The 20441-nt window shown below is 62.9% G+C and carries 16 protein-coding genes; 1 reads left to right on the plus strand and 15 read right to left on the minus strand.

Translation table 11 applies throughout. The annotated features are described in order from the left end of the window. Positions 1–4 precede the first annotated feature (4 nt). The 4 genes from murC to AK2_RS07645 all read right to left on the minus strand — a co-directional run bounded on the left by murC (position 5) and on the right by AK2_RS07645 (position 6343). The gene (gene murC / locus AK2_RS07630) at positions 5–1414 is read right to left on the minus strand and encodes a UDP-N-acetylmuramate--L-alanine ligase (protein WP_067933019.1); all 1410 of its coding nucleotides are present in this window, start codon (positions 1412–1414) and stop codon (positions 5–7) included. A 28-nt stretch (positions 1415–1442) separates the two neighbouring features. Then, positions 1443–2756 carry a bifunctional folylpolyglutamate synthase/dihydrofolate synthase gene (locus tag AK2_RS07635; protein ID WP_067933021.1) on the minus strand — a complete coding sequence of 438 codons (1314 nt, stop codon included), beginning with the start codon at positions 2754–2756 and terminating at the stop codon, positions 1443–1445. Positions 2757–2792: 36 nt separating this feature from the next. Further along, positions 2793–5453 (minus strand): valine--tRNA ligase, encoded by a 2661-nt coding sequence (locus tag AK2_RS07640; RefSeq protein WP_067933023.1) that lies wholly within the window; start codon positions 5451–5453, stop codon positions 2793–2795. A gap of 371 nt (positions 5454–5824) precedes the next feature. Then, on the minus strand, positions 5825–6343 hold the full coding sequence (locus tag AK2_RS07645; RefSeq protein WP_067933025.1) for a hypothetical protein: 519 nt from the start codon (positions 6341–6343) through the stop codon (positions 5825–5827). 196 nt (positions 6344–6539) lie between these two features. Between AK2_RS07645 and AK2_RS17115 the strand changes: the two genes are divergently transcribed. Beyond that, the gene (locus AK2_RS17115; protein ID WP_169794209.1) at positions 6540–6704 is read left to right on the plus strand and encodes a hypothetical protein; all 165 of its coding nucleotides are present in this window, start codon (positions 6540–6542) and stop codon (positions 6702–6704) included. Positions 6705–6765: 61 nt separating this feature from the next. Here the strand turns inward: AK2_RS17115 and AK2_RS07650 are convergent, their stop codons facing one another. From AK2_RS07650 to lon, 11 genes are all read right to left on the minus strand, one after another. Continuing rightward, entirely contained in the window at positions 6766–8160 is a 1395-nt protein-coding gene (locus tag AK2_RS07650) for a protein kinase family protein (protein ID WP_067933027.1), read from the minus strand. A 27-nt stretch (positions 8161–8187) separates the two neighbouring features. After that, a complete protein-coding gene (locus AK2_RS07655; RefSeq protein WP_067933029.1) occupies positions 8188–9189 on the minus strand; it encodes a protein kinase family protein in 1002 nt (333 codons plus the stop codon). A 24-nt stretch (positions 9190–9213) separates the two neighbouring features. Then, positions 9214–10674, minus strand: a complete 1461-nt coding sequence (locus AK2_RS07660) for a LysM peptidoglycan-binding domain-containing protein (RefSeq protein ID WP_067933031.1) — start codon at positions 10672–10674, stop codon at positions 9214–9216. A gap of 172 nt (positions 10675–10846) precedes the next feature. Then, complete coding sequence (gene hemL / locus AK2_RS07665) at positions 10847–12139, minus strand: glutamate-1-semialdehyde 2,1-aminomutase (protein WP_083520966.1); 1293 nt, start codon at positions 12137–12139, stop codon at positions 10847–10849. A gap of 24 nt (positions 12140–12163) precedes the next feature. Beyond that, on the minus strand, positions 12164–13144 hold the full coding sequence (gene hemB, locus AK2_RS07670; protein WP_067933033.1) for a porphobilinogen synthase: 981 nt from the start codon (positions 13142–13144) through the stop codon (positions 12164–12166). Positions 13145–13213: 69 nt separating this feature from the next. Then, entirely contained in the window at positions 13214–14017 is an 804-nt protein-coding gene (locus AK2_RS07675) for a uroporphyrinogen-III synthase (protein ID WP_157076266.1), read from the minus strand. Then, positions 14010–14936 (minus strand): hydroxymethylbilane synthase, encoded by a 927-nt coding sequence (gene hemC, locus AK2_RS07680; protein WP_067933037.1) that lies wholly within the window; start codon positions 14934–14936, stop codon positions 14010–14012. The genes AK2_RS07675 and hemC overlap by 8 nt, the downstream gene beginning before the upstream one ends. Before the next feature lie 64 nt (positions 14937–15000). Continuing rightward, positions 15001–15816 carry a cytochrome c biogenesis protein CcsA gene (ccsA, locus tag AK2_RS07685; protein WP_067933038.1) on the minus strand — a complete coding sequence of 272 codons (816 nt, stop codon included), beginning with the start codon at positions 15814–15816 and terminating at the stop codon, positions 15001–15003. 11 nt (positions 15817–15827) lie between these two features. After that, positions 15828–17246 (minus strand): glutamyl-tRNA reductase, encoded by a 1419-nt coding sequence (hemA, locus tag AK2_RS07690; RefSeq protein ID WP_083520967.1) that lies wholly within the window; start codon positions 17244–17246, stop codon positions 15828–15830. A gap of 69 nt (positions 17247–17315) precedes the next feature. Then, positions 17316–17930 (minus strand): ribosome biogenesis GTP-binding protein YihA/YsxC, encoded by a 615-nt coding sequence (gene yihA / locus AK2_RS07695; RefSeq protein ID WP_067933040.1) that lies wholly within the window; start codon positions 17928–17930, stop codon positions 17316–17318. Beyond that, positions 17927–20347: an endopeptidase La gene (gene lon, locus AK2_RS07700; protein ID WP_281180633.1), complete on the minus strand. Its 2421-nt coding sequence runs from the start codon at positions 20345–20347 to the stop codon at positions 17927–17929. Before lon ends, yihA begins: the two co-directional genes overlap by 4 nt. Between the last annotated feature and the right edge of the window lie 94 nt (positions 20348–20441).

Consider the following 20441-nt stretch of genomic DNA (forward strand, 5'->3'; position numbering starts at 1 on the left):
CTGTTCACACAATCGCGTTAGCTTCGCGGTTGGTCAGCTCTTCGCCGAGCCGACAGGCTACCTGCCAAATGTCGCCGGCTCCCATCGTCAACACCAGGTCCCCCGGGCGGACACTCTCCCTTAAATAGTCCAACACTTCGTCCTTGGTCTTGAGAAAGCGCACATGTGGATTGCTTTGGGCGCGTATCGCATCGGCCAACCGCTCGGCCGTGACACCTTCAATCTTCTGCTCCCCAGCCGGGGAATAGATTTCGCAAATCACGACCTCATCCGCGCCGCGAAACGCCCGGGCAAAGGCATCGAACAGAAAATAAGTGCGTGTGTAACGCTGCGGTTGAAACACAGCGACAATCCGCCGGCCTGTTGATTGGGCAGCGGCGATGGTCGCCGCGATCTCGGTCGGGTGATGGGCATAATCGTCCACCACCAAGACGCCTCCGGCCTCCGCTATCACCTGAAAGCGCCGTTTCGCTCCGTCAAACTCCGCCAACGCGGCGGCCACGTCGGGAAACGACAAACCGGCCGCACGCGCGACGGCAATGGCGGCCAACGCATTCATGACATTGTGCAAACCGGGCAGCGACAACTCCAAAGAGCCTAAGTGCTGCTGGCGGCAGTACACCTGGCAACGGCTGCCTCTATCCAACAGCTCGATGTCCCTCGCCACATAATCCGCCTCGGGCAGAGGCTCCCCCTGTTGTTCCACAGCAACCGACTCCACGCGGCAACGCGCCTTGCGGCGCAGACGGGCAAGGTGAACGTCATGGGCGGAGATCACGCATAGGCCGTCCGGATCGACCTGGGTGATGAACTGCTGGTAAGCCCGCAGCAGATTGTCAAATTGGCCGTCGTAATGCTCCAAGTGGTCGGCCTCAATATTGGTAATGACGGCTATATGTGGACGGTAATGCAAAAAGGAGCCGTCACTTTCGTCTGCCTCTGCGACGACAAACCGGCCATGGCCCGCTTTGGCGTTTCCCCCCATATTCCGCACGACCCCACCGATGACAAAGGTGGGATCCAGCCCGCACCTTTCCATCACGTACGCGATCATTGAGGAGGTCGTCGTTTTTCCGTGCGCGCCGGTTACGGCCACGCCAATGCGATCCTGCATCAAACGGGCCAACATTTGCGAACGATGAATGACGGGGATGTTGCGCTCTTGGGCGGCCTGAATCTCGACGTTATCCGCAGACAGCGCGGTGCTGTAGACGACAATGTCCGCACCCTCGACTTGGCTGGCACGATGACCGTGATACACCGTGGCTCCTCGCTGCGCCAAGCGCTGTGTGAGTTCCTGGCTGGCCACATCGGACCCGGACACACGGTAGCCGAGGTCCAGCATCACGCCGGCGATCGCGCTCATGCCGTACCCGCCAATGCCGACAAAGTGTACATGCTCCCTTTCGTTCACAGGCCCCACCGTCCTCATATCCAAAAAATCAATCTAGCATCTGCTGGATAGCCTTCCTCGCCTCATCCACCGTATACAACGAGCCCCAGCAACAAATTGGACGCGCGCTCTTGCACGCAGTTACGATAGCTTGGGCAACCGACCTCTCCACCCACACGCGAATATCTGGCCGTATCGCCCGTACCCGCCGCTCCAATTCCTCGGCTTCCAGGGCGCGAGCGGTTTGCGGCTGGCAAACGATGACCTGCCCAGCGTGAGGGAGCATCGTCCCCATCATCATGGCCGCGTCTTTATCGCGCAACATCCCGATGACCATCAACCATTCCCGGGCCGGCACATCGATGGCCTTGGCAAACTCGGTCAGCGCCGCGGACAGCGAGGCCGCCGCCTCTGGGTTATGAGCCCCATCCAGCACAATGGGCACCCCACCATGCCAGTGTACCTCAAACCGTCCCGGCCAGGAAGTCTCCGCAAGGCCGCTTCGCCACTCTTCGTCGCTCAACCGCGGGCAAACTCGCTGCTGTTCACATACCTCCACAGTCGCCAAAGCGAGACTGGCGTTCGCCACCTGGTGCTTGCCAAACAGAGGAAGCTGCAGACCGTCGACATCCCGTGCCACTCCGCGGTAATGGATACGTTGTCCAGTCGAGCAAACCTTCTCTTGCACCGCCTGAAAGTGAATGCCAGAGCGCAAACAGGGGGCAGCCTCCCGGTGCGCCACGCGCGCCACCACAGGCCAGGCCTCATCGCCGACACCGGTCAGCAACGGCACACCGGGCTTGATGATGCCCGCCTTCTCCGCCGCGATGGCCCCGAGGGTGGGGCCCAACACATCCTGGTGGTCGTGGCCCACGTTGGTGATGACGGTTACCTGCGGCTGCACCACGTTGGTCGAATCCAAGCGCCCGCCCAGGCCCGTTTCCCAGACCACGGCTTGCACCTGCTCCATTTGAAAATACAACAACGCCATCAGCGTCAGAACCTCAAACTCAGTCGGCGGGTCGTCGGACAGGTCCCGCTCGGCCACACGCCGCACTTGGGCCGCCAGGTCGGCAAAGACAGACAAATTGATGGGCCGCAGGTTGACCTGAAAGCGACCGCGAAACCCGTCGAAGGCCGGCGACGTGAACGTCCCGATTCGGATTCTCTGCGACAGAATCGACGAGACCATCGCACACACCGACCCTTTGCCGTTGGTCCCGGCGACGTGAATGAAGTTCAAGCCCTGTTCTGGATGGCCGAGGGCGGCCAGGGCCCGCCGCATCCGCTCGAGCCCCGGCCGCATGCCGAAGCGGGACAGTGTCCTCAGCCACGCCAGCGCATCTGTCATGGTCTCCGCCATAATGTATTCGCCTCGCTGTCCGGGAGACACTTGCCATCATGAACTGGCCAGGCGTCGGAGCCGCTCTTCCACTGCCGCCAACTTGGCTCGGTACTCCGCGCCCTTTTCACGCTCCGCCTCCACCACGTGGCGCGGAGCCTTGGCGACAAACTGCGCATTGGCCAGCTTCCGCTCAACCCTCTCCACCTCGGCCACCAGGCGCTCGCGCTCGCGCTGCATCCGCTCCCGTTCTACCGCCAAGTCCACCAAGTCGGCCAAGGGCAGGGCGATCTCTGCCCCGTTGACGACCGCTGTCATGGCCTGACCGGGCAACTCGATGCCCACGCCAATCTCCACCCGATTCAGGTTGCCAAAACGAACAAGATACGGCTCCACGCTTTGGAACAAGGCTTCCGCCCCCGCATCCTGGCAACGGATGGACATCGCCACCGATTTTCCGGGAGACACGTTCAAATCCGCCCGAATGTTGCGCACGGCCCGAATGGCTTCCATGACCACCCGAATCTGACGCACCGCTTCCTCATCGCGGACATATGCCGTCGCCTCCGGCCACTGCGCGCGAATCAAGGCCTCCCCCTCCACCGGCAGGGTTTTCCAAATGCGCTCGGTCACGAAGGGGATAAACGGGTGCAGCAGCCTCAGCAGCGTGTCCAATACGGTCACCAACACCGCCCGCGTCTGCGCCTTGGCCGCTTCGTCCTGGCCGTACAGGGAGAGTTTCGTGAACTCGATGTACCAATCGCAAAACTCATCCCATGTGAAATCGTACAGAACGCGGCCCGCCTCACCTAAATCGTAGCGCTCCAGGTGGTCGGTCACTTCGCTCACCACTTCACCTAAGCGCGTCAAAATCCACCGATCCGCAATGGTCAGCGAGGCCGGATCCCACTCGGGCAGGCGCTCCGCCGGGGGCAGGTTCATGCAGACAAACCGGGCCGCGTTCCACACCTTATTGATGAAGTTGCGGCTGCCTTGAACCCGTTCGTCGTAGAATCTCTGATCATTTCCAGGCGACGATCCGGTCGTCAATGTGAAGCGCAGCGCATCGGCCCCGTACTGATCAATGACCTCCAACGGGTCCACCCCATTGCCCAGGCTTTTCGACATCTTACGGCCTTGCGAATCACGGATGAGCCCGTGCAAAACCACCTTGTGGAACGGAACTTCCCCGGTAAACTCAACACCCATGAAGGCCATGCGCGCCACCCAGAAAAACAGGATGTCATAACCGGTCACAAGCACGCTGTTCGGATAATAGCGCCGCAGGTCGTCCGTATCGGCGGGCCAGCCCAGGGTCGCGAACGGCCATAGCGCCGAAGAAAACCACGTGTCGAGGACGTCCTCCTCCTGATGGACCTGCTGTGAACCGCAGTGTGGGCACGCCTGCACCGTTTCCCGGGCCACGCTGAGCTGCCCGCAATTGTCGCAGTACCAAGCGGGGATGCGGTGCCCCCACCAGAGCTGCCGGGATATGCACCAGTCGCGCACGTTCTCCAACCAGTGCACAAACACCTTCTCAAACCGCTCTGGGACAAACTGCAGGCGGCCGTCGGCCACTGCCTGCAGCACCGGGGCTGCGAGCGGCTGCATGCGGACAAACCATTGCATCGAGAGCAGAGGCTCAACGACCGTGTCACAGCGGCTGCAATGGCCGACAGCGTGCGTGATCTCTTCCACCCGCACCAGGTACCCCTGCTGCCGGAGGTCCTCCACCACCCGACGCCGCGCCTCATCCCTGTCCATTCCCTGATACGGGCCCGCAAGCTCGGTCAGGCGGCCGTCTGCGCCGATGCACTGCAGCACCTCCAAGCCGTGGCGCTGGCCGACTTCAAAGTCGTTCGGATCGTGCGCGGGCGTGATCTTCAGGCATCCAGTCCCGTACTCGGGGTCCACGTAGGCGTCGGCCAGCACCGGGATCTCGCGGCCCACCAACGGCAGCGTCAGCCGCTTGCCCACCATGGCCGCGTACCGATCATCGTCGGGATGCACGGCGACCGCCACATCGGCAAACATGGTCTCGGGTCGCGTGGTCGCGATGGTGATCCCGCCGTCCCCGTCGGCGAGCGGATAACGCACGTAATACAGGTGCCCCGGCACCTCGGTGTGCTCCACCTCGATGTCGGACAAGGCGGTGGCACAGCGCGGACACCAGTTGATGATGCGCTGCCCGCGATAGATCAGCCCCCGCTCATACAGCCGCACAAACACCTCCCGCACAGCCGCCGACAGGCCCTCGTCCATGGTGAAGCGCTCGCGGGACCAGTCGCAGGAGGCGCCCAGCCGCCGCACCTGCTTGGTGATGCGGTTGCCGTACTGTTCCTTCCACGCCCACACGCGCTGGACAAATTCGCCTCTCCCCAAATCGTACCGGGAGACTCCCTCTTCCTCCTGCAGCGCCTTTTCCACACGGGCCTGAGTCGCAATGCCGGCATGATCCGTACCCGGCACCCACACAGTGTCATGTCCCTGCATCCGCCGGAAGCGGATGATGACATCCTGCAGCGTGAGGTCCCAGGCATGCCCCAGGTGCAACTGCCCCGTCACATTGGGAGGCGGCATGACGATGGAGAAGGCACCGCGCGGGGTTCCGCCGGCAGGCTGAAAATACCCGCGTTCCTCCCAAAACCGATACATGTCCAGCTCGACATCGGTCGGCTTGTACACCTTTGACAAAGGTTCACGTGTTGACTCTGCCATGATTCTCCTCCTGACCGGGAACGGCTGCGTTGGCGCGCAACCCTCCCCTATCGACAATACAATAGAAAAACCTTTCGCCCATCAGGACGAAAGGTTGCTTTCGCGGTACCACCTGATTTCCCGCACCTCTCTCTACCCAGCCCAACTGCCATGGACAGAGAACAGAGAGGATACGAGCCCTCACACACCGATACCGGGGTGCAGCCGGTCTGAAGACAGCTCAGGGACGACATTCAGCATGCACTTCGAGACGGCTTCCAGCCTGCGGCCGTCCTCTCTGCACGAAGGAGGCACGCCTACTCCTTCCCGTCACAGCTCGACAAGGTCAGATTTGCCTTATATTGTATACCCCTTTATTCTCCGTGTCAAGGTTATTGACGGCGCTGTTTTCGCTTCCGCTTCTCCATCTGGCGCCGCCGGGTGTAAGGCGAATGGCCGCGCTGCGGCGGTGCGGGCTCCTTCTCGGCCGGAGGCGCTTCACGCCGGCGCTGTTCCTCAGCCTCCGCCCGTTTTTTCTCCGACCAGGCGTTCAGCCGATAATAGAGAACGGACCAGACCAAGCCAATCAACAAGGCGAATCCGTCCTCCAGCGCGGTCGCGCGCCAACCGACCTGAGCGAGGACAGACCATTCCAATTCGAACTGCAGCACCAGGTTGATGATGAATAGGGCGATGACGGCGGCAAGGGCATTGGCCACGGGACGGTTTTTGACTCGCGGGACGACGAAATAGCAAGCGATGATTTCGGCCAACGCTACGGTGTACAGCAATGGATAATGGACAGCGTATTTGGCAATCAGTTGCAGAACCAGAAGACCCAGAACGGTGACGGCCAGCGTTTTCAGGTGCCAACCGCGCCATACACCATTGCCATTCCAAAACTGCGGCAAGCGGACATCCCCCACTCCGTTGATGTGCGGCCGCGCTCCCTTAGGATATGGACAGACGGCCAAGTGTACTTTGATTATCTTATCAAAGCTGCGTTCGCCTGACCACCGCGCGGCTGGACAGGTCCTTTTTACCCCCTCCCGGCATATACATAAAGACAGTCATGCGGCGGAAAGCCGCACCGGGAGGAGGCGCCGCATGGGTTTCTTCTACGCCCTGGCTCGATTCGTCAAACTGCTTCTGGCCATCGCCATCTTTCTCTTGTTCCTGCGCGCCATTCTCTGGCCGAGTGCGTTGGACTTGTTTGTCCTCCTGTTGCTGTTCATCGTTTTCGCCGCCATGTTCATCAGCTCGCCGCCTTAACGCATCCACAATAAACGCGCACCCGCGTAGGTGCGCGCATACTCGTCCCCCATCGCCCACATCAGTTGGGCTTGGTCGACTCTTCCAGAGACCGCGCGTCCCCCCACAAGCGGATGCCCCGGTCCCGGTCGGGATGTTCACGCATCCGCCGACGCTCCTGCTGGATCTGTTGGAGCCGCTCACGCTGAGTCGGGCTGAGGCGAATCTGCAAGGTGGCTTCCGGCTCCGACTCCGCGGTGGAGACAAGGCCCGCGCCACTTTCAGCCATCTCGGCAGGCGGCACCACCCCTTCATCCGTCGGGACGACAACCGACGCGACGGCGTGCACCGTCTCCCCCGGGTCCGGTGAGGGAGACATGGGCGCGGCGGCGGCCGTCGCGATTTCTTCCCGCTTTCCCCTGGAGGTCGAAGCCAGAGCATGCCGTCGAAGGAGTTCCCGGATGGCGCGGATGCGCCCCTCTTCCCGTTCCAGGCCGGCCTCCAGCGCGTCCACATAGTCGTCTTCGTCCCAATGCAGGGCCCCATGGACGTACCAGCGGACCAGCTGCAAGCTCGGCATGGGAATCGTGAGCAGCGCCGCCAGTACGCGCACAGCATCCGACCGCTCGCCATTTGCCACATTGCGCGCGTTCAGGTACTGGTCGACCAATTGGCAGGTCCATTCCACGTCCCAATCGTGCTGCGGCAGGTAGCGTTGCATCCAACTGGCAAGGTCGGTTTCCGGCAACCCCGGGTGCACCTGTTCGTAGTCAACAACGGCCACTGTGCCGTCGTTCCACAACGCATCCCCGTGAAAACGCCCATGGCACACGTGACCGGCCGCTTTGGCAGTCTCCTCGAGACGACTAAACTCGATCCGCTGCAACTGCGCGGCCGCCTCGTCCAACCGCCGCTTCAGTTGATCGGCCACACTGGCAACCAGACGCTGAAAAGGGGACACACCCGCTCCGTTTGCGGCCGCCTCCATTCGCCGCACCTCGTCCATCCCCTGCCGGAGGCAATCCGTCCACGCGCTCGGGGTGGAGCCTGGCGGCACATCCGCAACCGGCAGACTGCCCAGGGCCGCCCGTTGCCAAGCGGCCAGCGTTTCCACCGCCTGCTGCATCTGGCGCCGCTCCCGGAAGCGACAGACGCTTCCGGGAAACCAGGGTGTCACATAGTACAGTCCCGAAGCATCGACGACGTACGGATCGCCGTACAGCGTACGGACAAAGCGCGGAACGGGACGCCACCCATGGGCGTGCACGGCTTCCGCGCACAGATGGGCAGCCTGCAGCTGCTCGCGCCCGACGCGCGCCCGGCGCAGCCAAAAAGAGCCTGAATCTGTGCGAATTTTTACGCCCCCGCGGGCCGCTCGTAACCGCAGCGGCCCGCGCCAGGCGTACTCGGTCAACAGGTCCTCCGGCGCCCCAAAAGCCTTCAACACCAACGGCCCCTGATCCACCCAAGCAGGCACTCAATTCACCTCCATCGCCATGAGCCATCACCTGGTCTCCGCCAACAGGCGCACGGCGCAATTGTGGTGGGCCTCAGCCGTCCGCCGCCAGGAGAGAGCTTCATCGTCCGCGCGTCCCGGTTCGGCCAGCCACTCTAAAGCGGTCGCAACCCCCCGGTGCGGGTAGGCGGCAAACGCCCGTACCAGCCCCGCCTGTTCCGGGGACAGGGGGCGTATGGCATGGTAGCCAGCCAAGGCGTCTTCGACGCCATCGGCGTGTCCGGATTCGGCGATGTCCCGGCACAGACACGCCAGGTCGTACAGCGCGTCGTCCGCAACCGGATTGGCCACGATGCGCGTGACGATCCGCCCGTCGGCAAGCCTCCCCAGGGTGGCCAAGCGATAGCCGTTCCAGGCCACGCTCCGCTCCCTCCTGGCCCGTTCGGCCACGTCGCCATACCCCATCCGCGGCAGCCGCTCGACGGCCCGTTCAGCCAGGTCCGTCCAGCGCGCCAGCCAATCGGAGCGCAACCGCTTGTGGGTCACGGTGTCGCTGGCCAACAGCTGCACGCGGACACGCGCCAACGCGTCCACCCCGCGGCGGAACCGAGCCGCCCAGGTGCCGTAGCGCTGCTGCAGTACGGCGGGATGTCCCAGCGCCTCGCCCAGGCCGGACAGGGCCGCATGCAGGTGGGCCAGGTTTTGGGCGGCATCGCGAACATCGCTGGGCGTGACTTCGAGAGTCGGAGCGTCCCAGTCCCGCGTGATATAGGCCACCGTCCGCTCGTCCACCGGGACGAGGCGTTCATCGTACAGGTTGCACAAGGGGCGCGGGACGCCGCGGAACCCATGCCGGGCAGCGTAGTCGGCCACTGCCATGCGCAGTCCGGCCACCTCCTTGGCCGCCATCCACAACTGGTATCGCCCATCGGCTGCAACCACCGGGCAAGGTCCGTTCGCTTCGACCGTATTCGCCGCCAGCCGCGCCTTGGGGAGGGCGAAACTGCGCAGACACCATGCCGCGGACTCTGGATCCAGTGTGCGTGTCATTGGCATCCCGTCTCTCGCCCACCCTCAACGGCTGGGAATGAGGAGTGTCTGGCCAGCGTACAGAGTGGTTCCGGACGACAGGCGATTGATTCGCAGCAACTCCTGCCTGCTGCAACCCAGCCGTTCAGCCAGGTCATCCACGGATTCTTCTTCAAGTACAATCGCAAATCGCATGGTGTACGTCCGCTCGGGTGCACTGAAGTCGACAAACGACCACATGTGGCTGACCCCGGATTTGTCTTGGGCCTCGTCCCAGGCGGCATCGCTCTCCGTGACCGCCCCGTCGCTTGGGACCGACTCTTTGGAAACCGAGTCCGCCGCAGCGGCTGCGCGGCCGTCCCCGGCGCCACGCGGGCTGTTGTCGTCCGGCCGGCTCCCGTATCGAATCTGCGGTCCCAAACCTATGGGTGCTGTCAAGCCTTCGTCTGTGAAATCCCGCACCGTGTCGAGCAATCCCGACTCTGCCACAGCGGCCGGGGGGCGCTTCATCTCATCAGCCGAAAGCTGGTGTTCAAACTCATACTCTGCAATCGCCGTGCCATCTTCCCTGGCTGATTCCCGCGCCGGCGGCGGCTCCAAGCCCGAAGCCGCATCCCCTTCCTCCTCCCGCTGTGTCCGTGCGTCCCAGGGCTCGGACGCCGCTTCGCGCACACCTTCCTGCCCGGGCTCCGCCTCGGCATGGACCTGTGGCTGTGACTCCCCGTCCTTGCCCGCAAGGGCTCGGTCATAGTGCTTCAACTCTCCGGAAAGGGATTTAGGCTCCCCTTGGCCCTCTGGCTGTGGCGCCTGTGCGTCCGCGCCGCCGCGGGCCCAGCTGATGGCATCCGCCGCGTCGTCAGATTGGCCTGGCCCGCGGACCAACTCAAATTCTTCCTCGGCCGACTGGTTCTGAGTCTCGTTCGCCGAAGCGCTGTCCGGGACCTCACTGGGCTCATTCGCCACACGAGTCTGAGGAGAATCCACCCAGTCCGCATCCGCCCCAGCATCCAAGTGTGGCGCCTGGCCGAACCACGCGTCTCCTTCTTCCTGTGCCCCGCACTGAAAGTGGTAGCCTTCCTCAGCGTTCAACCCGAAGATCGCCAAATCGGCCACCACACGTACCCAGCCGGTGCCCACGACCTCCAATTTCCATCTGGCAATGCGGCTGGTCACGTTCATCACGCTGCGCGGCTGCCCACTCACCGGCACCCGGAAAGTGAACGGCATCCGATGGTGCACGTGTTCCACGCTGCCGTCCGCAATCCCGAACCCGAGGATATCGTCCATCTCCTGTTCTGGTAGACCTTCGTCCGCCTCGCCGCGCTGAATGTAACCGGCGAACACAATGGCCCCTTCCAACACGTACGCGTCCCCGATGCGTTCAAACGACGTGACCTCAGTGGCGACGGTCGCATCCTCAATCACATCCCCGTCGCGGACCACGTCGAGAAACACCTCTTGCTGGATGTCAAGGTGAACCCCCGGAGTACGGTCCGATTCGTTCACGGTCCGGTTCCCTCCTTGCGACTGGCATACGTTCTCTACCACCGTATGCCCGGGCCCAGACCATTATGTGCAGCAGACAGGCTCGGCTTCGCCCCGCGCAGAGCGCAAAAAAGCCCACGGTCAAGGCGCTGGCCTTGAACCGCAGGCAAGCCGACAACGCGACGGCGCCCGGTCAGAGAGCGCGCATGGCCTGGTGGATGGCCTCTTGGGTGGCGGACAGCTCCGATTCCCCATGCACAGCCGACAAAAACCCCGATTCCAGTTGCGAGGGCGGCAGCAACACGCCCGCCCGCAACAGAGCGTGAAAGAAACGGGCGTATTGCCCATCGTCGGATGCTTTCGCAGATTGGAAATCGGTGACAGGGCCGGAGTGGAAGAACAGCCCGAACATCGCCCCGATAGCATTCCCCCACACCGGAATGCCGTGCTCCCGGCCCGCCGCGACGAACGAGTCGACCAGTTGCCGGCCGTAGTCCTCCAATCGTTGGTACAGTCCCTCGGCAGCCGCGCGCCGCAGCCAGCGCAAGGTGGTCAATCCAGCCGCCATCGCCAGTGGATTGCCGGACAGGGTCCCCGCTTGATACACCGGACCGCTCGGAGCCACAAGCTCCATGATCTCCCGCTTGCCGCCGTAGGCGCCGACCGGCAGCCCCCCGCCTATCACCTTGCCCAGCGTGATGAGGTCAGGGTGCAGGTCAAAGCGGGCGGCGGCGCCGCCCAATGCCACCCGAAACCCGGTCATGACCTCATCCAGAATAAACAGACCGCCATACTCGTGCACCAGGTTCTGCAGCCCCTCCAGGTAGCCCGGCTTGGGCGGAACCCCGCCCATATTTCCGGCCACGCCCTCCACGATGACTGCCGCAATCCGCTCGCCCTCGCGGGCGAACAGATCCCGAGCCGCATCCAGGTCGTTGTACGGCAGGGTGAGTGTGGCCTCCGCGGTCGCCCTGGGGACACCAGGACTGTCCGGCAAGCCCAAGGTCGCCACGCCCGATCCGGCCTTGACAAGCAGGCTGTCGGCGTGCCCGTGATAGCACCCTTCAAACTTGACGATACAGGTGCGCCCTGTATAGGCGCGCGCCAAGCGCAAGGCGCTCATGGTGGCCTCCGTGCCGCTGTTGACCATGCGGACGACCTCAATGGCCGGCACCAATTCGTGGACGGTCCGGGCCATTTCCGTTTCCATCTCGGTGGGGATGCCAAAGCTGGTCCCCTTGGCCGCCGCATCCACCACCGCCTGTACCACCTCCGGGTGCGTGTGGCCAAGAATCAGCGGCCCCCAGGACAGAATGTAATCGATGTAGCGGTGTCCGTCGATGTCGTACAGATACGCGCCCTCGCCGCGCTCTGCGAAAAACGGCTCTCCGCCGACAGCAGCGAACGCACGCACGGGACTGTTGACTCCGCCAGGCATCCATCGCTTGGCCTCGGCAAAAGCGGCTTGCGATTTTACTCCTGCCACGTTATTCTCCCCCTTCCCGAGCGCTCAGCCACGCTCCTCCCGCCACCAGCGGGCAGCATCCTTGGCATGGTAGGTCAAAACGAAATCGGCGCCCGCCCGCTTGAACGAGGTCAACATCTCGGACACCACAGCGCGCTCGTCAATCCAGCCGTTGTGCGCGGCAGCCTTGACCATGCTGTATTCGCCGCTGACGTTGTAGGTCGCGACCGGATGATCAAACCGCTGCCGCAGCCTGGTCACGACATCGAGATACGACAGCGCCGGCTTCACCATCAGCATGTCTGCCCCTTCGTCAATGTCCGCGGCTGCCTCGCGCAGCGCTTCCCGGGCATTGGCCGCGTCCATTTGGTAGGTGCGCCGGTCCCCAAAGGCTGGTGCCGAGTGGGCCGCCTCGCGAAAGGGGCCGTAGAAAGCGGAGGCATACTTGACTGCGTAGGACAGGATGGCCACCTGGGTCAGCCCCGCGTCATCCAGCGCCCGCCGGATGGCCCCCACACGTCCGTCCATCATGTCGGACGGCGCGACCACATCCGCGCCCGCCTCGGCATGGGACACGGCCGTGCGAGCGATGTAGTGCAGGCTCTCGTCGTTGACAATCTCACCGTCCCGCACGATTCCGCAGTGCCCGGCTGGATTGTACTGGCAGAGGCAGACGTCCGTCATCACCAGCAGGTCCGGGTTCTCAGCTTTCACCGCCCGGACGGCTTCCTGGACAATCCCGCGCTCCGCGTAGGCACTTGAGCTTTGTTCATCCTTTTCGAGCGGGATGCCGAAGAGGATGAGGCCCGGGATGCCCAGTTCCGAGAGTTCCAGAGCCTCACGGCGCAACTCTTCCAGGCCCAGGTGGTCCACACCGGGCATGGCCGGTATGGGATGACGGCCCGACAGCCCTTCCTGGACAAAGACAGGGTAGATGAAGTCCGCTGGCGACCATTCGTATTCCCGCACCAACCGGCGCATGGTCGCACTCGTCCGCAGGCGGCGGTGACGCCTAAATCTCTCCATTGTCGATTCCCTCCTCACGAATTTCCGATGATACCCACAGCCGCGGCACTGGATTCGGATGCGGGCCTCCTACCCATTCCTTTTAGCTCGAAGCTGCACCAACGCTTCCACCATGCCCGCATCCGACGGGTGTGGTGCCACCGCATCGACCGGCCGACCCCACTCCGCGCACGCACGGGCTGTCGTCTCCCCCACGGCGACCAACTGCGGACATTGCCCCAGCAACCGGGGAGGAGCCTGCTCCAGAAAGGCGCGCGCCGCGGAGGGGCTGTATAAAAACACGGCAAGACAGGCGTGCCAATCCGTGAAAACGCGCCATGCATCCGGCGGCACTCGGATCGTCTTGGTCCGATAACACACCGTGTCCACCACCGTATGGCCCGCCCGCACCAGCGGATCGCACACGTCCGCGGGAGTGAGACTGCCGTGCGGAAACCATACTCGACTGCCGGGCGACAAGCGGCGGGCCAGTTGGGAAAACAGTTCACGGGCGCTTCGCACTCCACTTGGCACCTCCACGCGCGCCGCCAACTGGCCAGCCGCGCGCGCCGTCGCGCTCCCGACCGCGTAAACGGTGGGCCATCTTGCAGGCTCCACCCCGCCTGGTGCGATGGCCGCCTTGACGGCCGCGACAGCGTTCTGCGAGGTGAAGACCACCGCGTCAAACGTGTCCACAGCCGCCCCGATGGCCTGCACATCGGCGATAGCCGCCGGTTCGATGTCGAGGAGCGGCTGGGAGCAAGCGCGCGCACCCAGCCGCCGCAACATCTCCATGACGGGCTGGGATTGGTTCTGCGGGCGGGTAACCAGAACCAAGACGCCGGTGAGCGGCTGGGGATCTAGCGACGCGGGCGGGTGGAGGCGCTCAGCCATGCACGGCTGCCCCGCTTTCGAGCCAAGGGCCAGCACCGCGCGCCAGCAACTCCTCCGCCAACCGGATACCCAGATTGTGGGGATTGGCGTCCATGGCGGTCCCTCGCATAATGGGAGTGCCGCTGGCTCCGGCCACCATCGCCACCATCCGCCACCGCCCGTCGCCGTTGGGACAGGCAAAGGCGCCGATGGGAACCTGGCAACTTCCGCCCAGTCGGGCCAAGAAAGCGCGCTCGGCGGTGGCGGCGGCTTCCGTCTGCGCATCCGCAATGGACCGCAGAAGTTCCAGGAGTCGGCTGTCATCTTCACGGCACTCCACAGCCAACACCCCTTGTCCCACTGCCGGGATAAAGGTGTCGGGCGGCAAGCGGAGCGTGATCTCCGCCTCCCACCCCATGCGCGCCAGCCCGGCCGCCGCCAGCACGATGGCGTCCACATCTCCGTCGCGCAACCGGCGCAGACGGGTATCGATATTGCCACGCAAGGGTTCAATCGACAAATCGGGCCGCAGTTCCTTCAGTTGCGCCGCACGCCGCAGGCTGGAGGTGCCGACGCGTGAGCCTGTGGGCAGCTCATGGAGGTCTACGCCCGTGCGCGATATCCAGGCATCGGACGGATCTTCGCGCCGAGGCATGGCCGCCAGTGTCAGACCGGAAGCCAATTCGGCCGGTACGTCCTTCAGGCTGTGCACCGCAAAATCCGCGCGCCCATCCAACAGGGTCTGCTCAATTTCGGACACAAACAGGCCCTTGCCGCCGATTTGCGAAAGGCTGACTTCCTGCACCCGATCCCCCTTGGTGACCACGGGCACAATCTCAAAGTTGATGTCCGGGTGTGCTGCCCGCAGCTGTTCCATGACCCACCGGGTCTGGGTCATCGCGAGCTGGCTGCGCCGAGACGCAACACGAATGGTCGGCATTTTCCCACCCACCTTCTCAGCAATTGGCATGGGGTGCGCTGCGGTCCCACGTTCCAGGCGTCTGTCAGAGGGACCTGTGCCACCAGGAAAAACTGCCCACGATGACCAGATTGGCCAGCACACCCCAAAAACACACCACCGCATACCACGCGAGGCGACGGCCCCCCCAGCCGCGCCGTACACGCAGCAGGAGATAGACCCCGTACATGAACCAGAGCACAACGGTGGCGATAATTTTAGGGTCCTGCACGGGGACGCGGCCCAAGCGCAGTTCCCCCCACACGACACCTAGGACCATCGCCGACAGCAACAGCGGAAAACCCACAAGAACGCCGACAAAGGTCAACTGGTCCAGGTGTTCCAGGGAACCCAGCCGGAAATACCAGCCATTCCACCTGCGCTGCCGCAAGCACCACTCCTGCACAAGATACATGACGGCAAACACGAACGCAAAGGAGAAGGCGGCGTAGCTCGCCACCGCCAAAACGACGTGTAAGACCAACAAGTCTCCGCTACCCGTCGGGTATGGAAGCGGCCGCGGGTACACAAACAGGTCTACAACCACCAGCACGAAGCCGACCGCGTTGGCGAAGAACAGGATCAGGTCGAAACGAAAGACACTGTCGACCACCAAAGCCACCAACAGGATCAACCAGGACAGCAGGAGCAACGAATCAAAGGAACTGTACACAGGCACCCTTTTCAACGCAGACAGGCGCTGCCAGAGCAACGCCGTCTCAAGCACAAACACCCCAAACAACAAAACCAGCGCCGTTCGGTTGACGAGCCGGCGCGGCCGCATCGCGTCCACAAAGAAGAGCATGAGACTCAGGGCGTAGATTACCGTCAGGGCGTCAAACAGAAGCCGCAGGCTAGACACGGCCGACCATCCTAACGGAGCACGGGGTGCAGTGAGGAATCGGTCGTGGCGCGGCTAGGCTTGGCCATCGCTTCGCTCCATCGCTGGACAAAATCAGCGAAGGTCAAGCGAGCGGACCCGTTCGCGTCACTCTCCAGCATGACCTGCCTCCCAAACTCCGCCAAGTCCTCGTCCGCAATCCCAAACAACCGGGCAAAGACCTCCATATGTCTCGTTCCCCCGGGATGTGCGGACAACTCCTTCATGTTGCGAATCGGGTCGCGCAAGAGCTGGTTGACGATGCTCATCGTGTGCTTTTGAATCAGCTTCCACTCCCGTTCTTCCAACTCGGGAAGCTTGTTCCGCAGGCTCTCCATCACGCTCGCCTGAATGGACTCGCCCTTGGCTCGAATGGCCGCGATGACGGGCACCACCTCTTGCTCGGACAGCCAGCGCGAATACGCCTGCAGGCTTTCGGCAATCATTCCACGCACAATGTCGGCCTGACGTTCCCGTTCCCGCCGATTCGCCGTCACCACACCCTGCAGATCGTCGATGTCATAAAGGTACACATGATCCAGTCCGCGCACCCTCTCATCGATGTCGCGGGGCACCGCGATATCCAGCAGCAACAGTGGACGCGGTCGGTGTCCGGTCGCGCGCCGTACCATCTCCACCGATACCACCGGCTCCGATGCCCCCGTGGAGGAGATGACCACGTCAGCCCGGGCCAGTTCCCGCTCAAGTGCGCTCCACGGGGCCGCCATCGCGCCGACACGTTCCGCGAGTTCCTGCGCTTTCTCCATCGTGCGATTGACCACAATCAGACGCTTCGCATCGTGGGCGGCCAGGTGCTGCAGCGTGAGTTCTCCCGTTTGCCCGGCCCCGATGACCAACACGCGTTTGTCATGCAGGGAACCAAACACCTTGCGGGCCAACTGCACCGCTGCATAGCTCACCGAGACCGGCAGTTGCCCAACACGGGTCTCTGTCTGTGCCCGCTTGCCCAGCTGCAGAGCCATTTCAAACATGCGGTTGAGCATCATGCCCGTATTGCCAGCCTCTTTCGCTGCCAGAAAGGCCAACCGCACCTGCCCGAGAATCTGGGTTTCTCCCAGCACCATCGAGTCCAACCCAGCGGCCACCTCCATCAGGTGGGTGACCGCCTCGGCGCCATGGTGGACATAGACATGCTGCAACATGTCGGACTTATCCAGCCCGGCCCGCCGGGCCAACCAGGTTATCAAGAAATCCTCGCCCGCTTTGTACGAGCTGACCACCGCGTAAACCTCGGTGCGATTGCAAGTGGAGACAATGGCACTCTCCAGGAGAGTGCTTCGCTCCAACAGCTCGGCCAGCGCATCAGCCAACTCGGCGTCCCCGATGCTCACCCGTTCACGCAGCGCCACCGGGGCTGTGCGGTGATTCAAACCAAGGCCGAGGATGTGCATTCCCAATCACCAGATCTCTCTTGAATGTCGCGCAGACCGAACGGCCTGCCTTGGCTCGCCCTCATTATATCACCCGTCCGCAGGATCCGTGGATGGACGATCCGTGACACCCAAGTCATCTTCCAGGACCGCCCAAAGGGCATCGATGCCCGTATTCTTCTCAGCGGAAACGGGCAACACGTCCCAGGGAGAATCCAGCTCGCGACGAATCCGCGCCGGGGCCTGCATCCATTCGGACCGCTTGACCTTGTCCGCCTTGGTGGCCACGATGAGCGTCGGCAGCCCAAGATCCAGCAACCAGCGATGCATCGCCCGGTCGTCGCGAGACGGGTTGTGGCGAATGTCCACCAGGTGCAGCACGCGGACAAGCGGATCGCGCCGCTCCAGATACGTGTGAATCATGCGCTGAAACGTGGCCCGCTCACTCTTGCCGACCGCCGCATAGCCGTACCCAGGCAAGTCGGCAAATCGAAATCTTTCATTGACGCGATAGAAATTGATCTGCTGGGTCTTCCCCGGCTTGCTGGAGACGCGCGCCAGATGGCGCCGGCCAAGCAGCCGATTGAGCAGGGAAGACTTCCCGACATTGCTGCGGCCGACAAACGCAAACTCGGGCAATCCGTCGGCCGGCCACTGCGCCGGCCGCACGGCACTCAATTCGAAAGCGAGCGAGCGGATCTTCATTGATGCGTCTGCTCCCCTTCCGCCGATTCCTGGACCAAGGACGCGATGAACGCGTGCTCTGGGTCAAACGCAGCCTCGCCTCGCGAGAGGGGCGGAATGAGCGCAGCCTCCAGCACCTCGTCCATATGCCGAACCATGTGCAGCGTCAGGTCCTTGCGCACCGAATCCGGGATGTCGCGCAGGTCTCGCTCGTTCTCCTTGGGAAACAGAACGGTTTGAATGCCCGCCCGGTGGGCGGCCAGCACTTTCTCTTTCAGACCGCCAATCGGCAGCACGCGCCCCCGCAGGGTTACCTCGCCCGTCATGGCAACCAGCCTGGAGACGGGACGATTGGTCAGTGCCGACGCGATAGCCGTGGCGATAGTGATGCCGGCAGAAGGTCCGTCCTTGGGGATGGCTCCCTCGGGGACGTGAATGTGAATGTCGACGCGCTCCAGGAAGTCGCTGGATATGTCCAGAACCCGGGCGCGCGAGCGGACATAGGTGAGCGCGGTTTGGGCACTCTCCTTCATCACGTCGCCCAAGTGCCCGGTCAAAACCAGCTGACCACGGCCCGGAACGACCGAGACCTCCACGGTCAAGGTATCGCCGCCTGCGGCCGTCCAGGCTAGACCGGTCACGACCCCGACTTCATCCCGCTCCTCAATGCGTCCAAACCGGTACGCGGGCGGCCCCAGATAGGCCTGCAGCAGGGACTCGCTCACCACCACCCGTTTTTTCCCGCCGCCGGCAATTTCCCGCGCGGCCTTGCGGCAAACAGCGGCGAGCAGCCGGTCCAATTGACGCACGCCGGCCTCCCGCGTGTATCCCCGAATCAGCGACTGGAGCACCGCATCCCCTACCCGCAGCCGGTCCCCAGACAGGGCGTGATTTCGTTTCTGTTTCGGCAGCAGGTGATGCCTGGCAATTTTTAGTTTTTCCCATTCGGTGTAACCGGAGAGTTGAATGACCTCCATCCGATCCCGCAAGGGACCGGGAACCTGATAGATGTCGTTGGCGGTGGTGATGAACAGGACGTCCGACAGATCAAACGGAATCTCTATGTAGTGGTCGGAAAACGAATGGTTTTGCTCGGGATCCAGCACCTCTAGCATGGCTGAAGCTGGATCACCGCGAAAATCGCTCGCCATCTTGTCGATCTCGTCGAGCAAAAACACAGGGTTGCGTACGCCGGCCTGTTTCATGCCCTGGAGAATGCGCCCCGGCAGGGCTCCGATATACGTCCTGCGGTGTCCACGAATTTCCGCCTCGTCGCGCACTCCTCCCAGCGACACACGCACAAAGGGTCGCTTTAGCGATTCCGCAATGGACCGAGCAAGGGATGTCTTCCCCACTCCGGGCGGCCCATACAGGCAGATGATGGGACCCCGCTGTTGATCGGTCAGCTTCTGAACGGCCAGGAATTCCAGGATCCGCTCCTTCACCCTCTCCAATCCGTAGTGTTGTTCGTTCAGCACCCGTTCCGCCCGGCGCAAATCAACGACCGATTCGGCCGTGTCCAGCCACGGCAGCGCCAGCAGCCAATCGATGTACGTGCGCGCCACCGTGCCCTCGGCGGCGGCCGTAGGGATGCGCTCCAGCCTGTCGATCTCCTTTTCCACACGCTGCCGCACGCTTTCGGGCAGCGCCCGCTGCTCAAGCTTCTCGCGCAGTTCTTCAATCTCGGCTGTCCGTCCGTTCTGATCCCCCAGTTCCTTTTGAATCGCCTTCATCTGCTCGCGCAGGTAATACTCCTTCTGCGTGCGCTCCATTTGCTTGCGCACGCGCTGGTGTATGGCGCGCTCCAGCTCGAGGACCTCGCGCTCGTCAGACAGGATGCCGAGCAGTTTCTCCAGGCGCAGTTTGACATCAATGGTCTCCAACAGCACCTGCTTGTCCCGGATCTTAAGCGGCAGATGAGAAGCCACCGTGTCGGCCAACCGACTGGGGTCCTCGATGTCGAGGACGGCGGAAAATGTATCCTCATCGATTTTTTTCGACAGCTTCACGTATTGTTCAAACTGCTGGGTCACCGACCGAATCAACGCCTGCATCTCCGATGTGGTCGCGTCCACCGGGGGCTCCGTCAACGCATCCACCCGCACCTCAAACCATGGGTCCTCGCGCGTAAACTGGACGATGCGTACCCGCTGCACCCCGACGACAAACGCCCGAATGGTTCCGTTGGGCAGCTTCATCAACTGCTTGATTTCTACCAGGGTACCCGTGCGGTACAGATCATCCGCGGTCGGATCGTCCATTTGACCATCCTTCTGAGAAGCCAACACCATCCGGTGGTCCGACGCGGCGGAACGCTCCAGCGCCTTTACGGATTTGTCCCTTCCGACATCGAAATGCAGCACCATTCCTGGATAGACCAGCAATCCCCGCAGGGGCAACAACGGAAGCAGCTCTTGTGCATCCCCGTATGCGCTCAACGTCCCACCTCCGCGATTGCACCGCCTTCTCTAGGGTGGGTGAGCCGCGCAACCGGCGCGCGGCCCATCCATGCCACTCGATAGGAATTTATTT

The organism is Alicyclobacillus kakegawensis NBRC 103104 (genome assembly GCF_001552655.1).
In the GTDB taxonomy this organism is placed as follows: domain Bacteria; phylum Bacillota; class Bacilli; order Alicyclobacillales; family Alicyclobacillaceae; genus Alicyclobacillus_G; species Alicyclobacillus_G kakegawensis.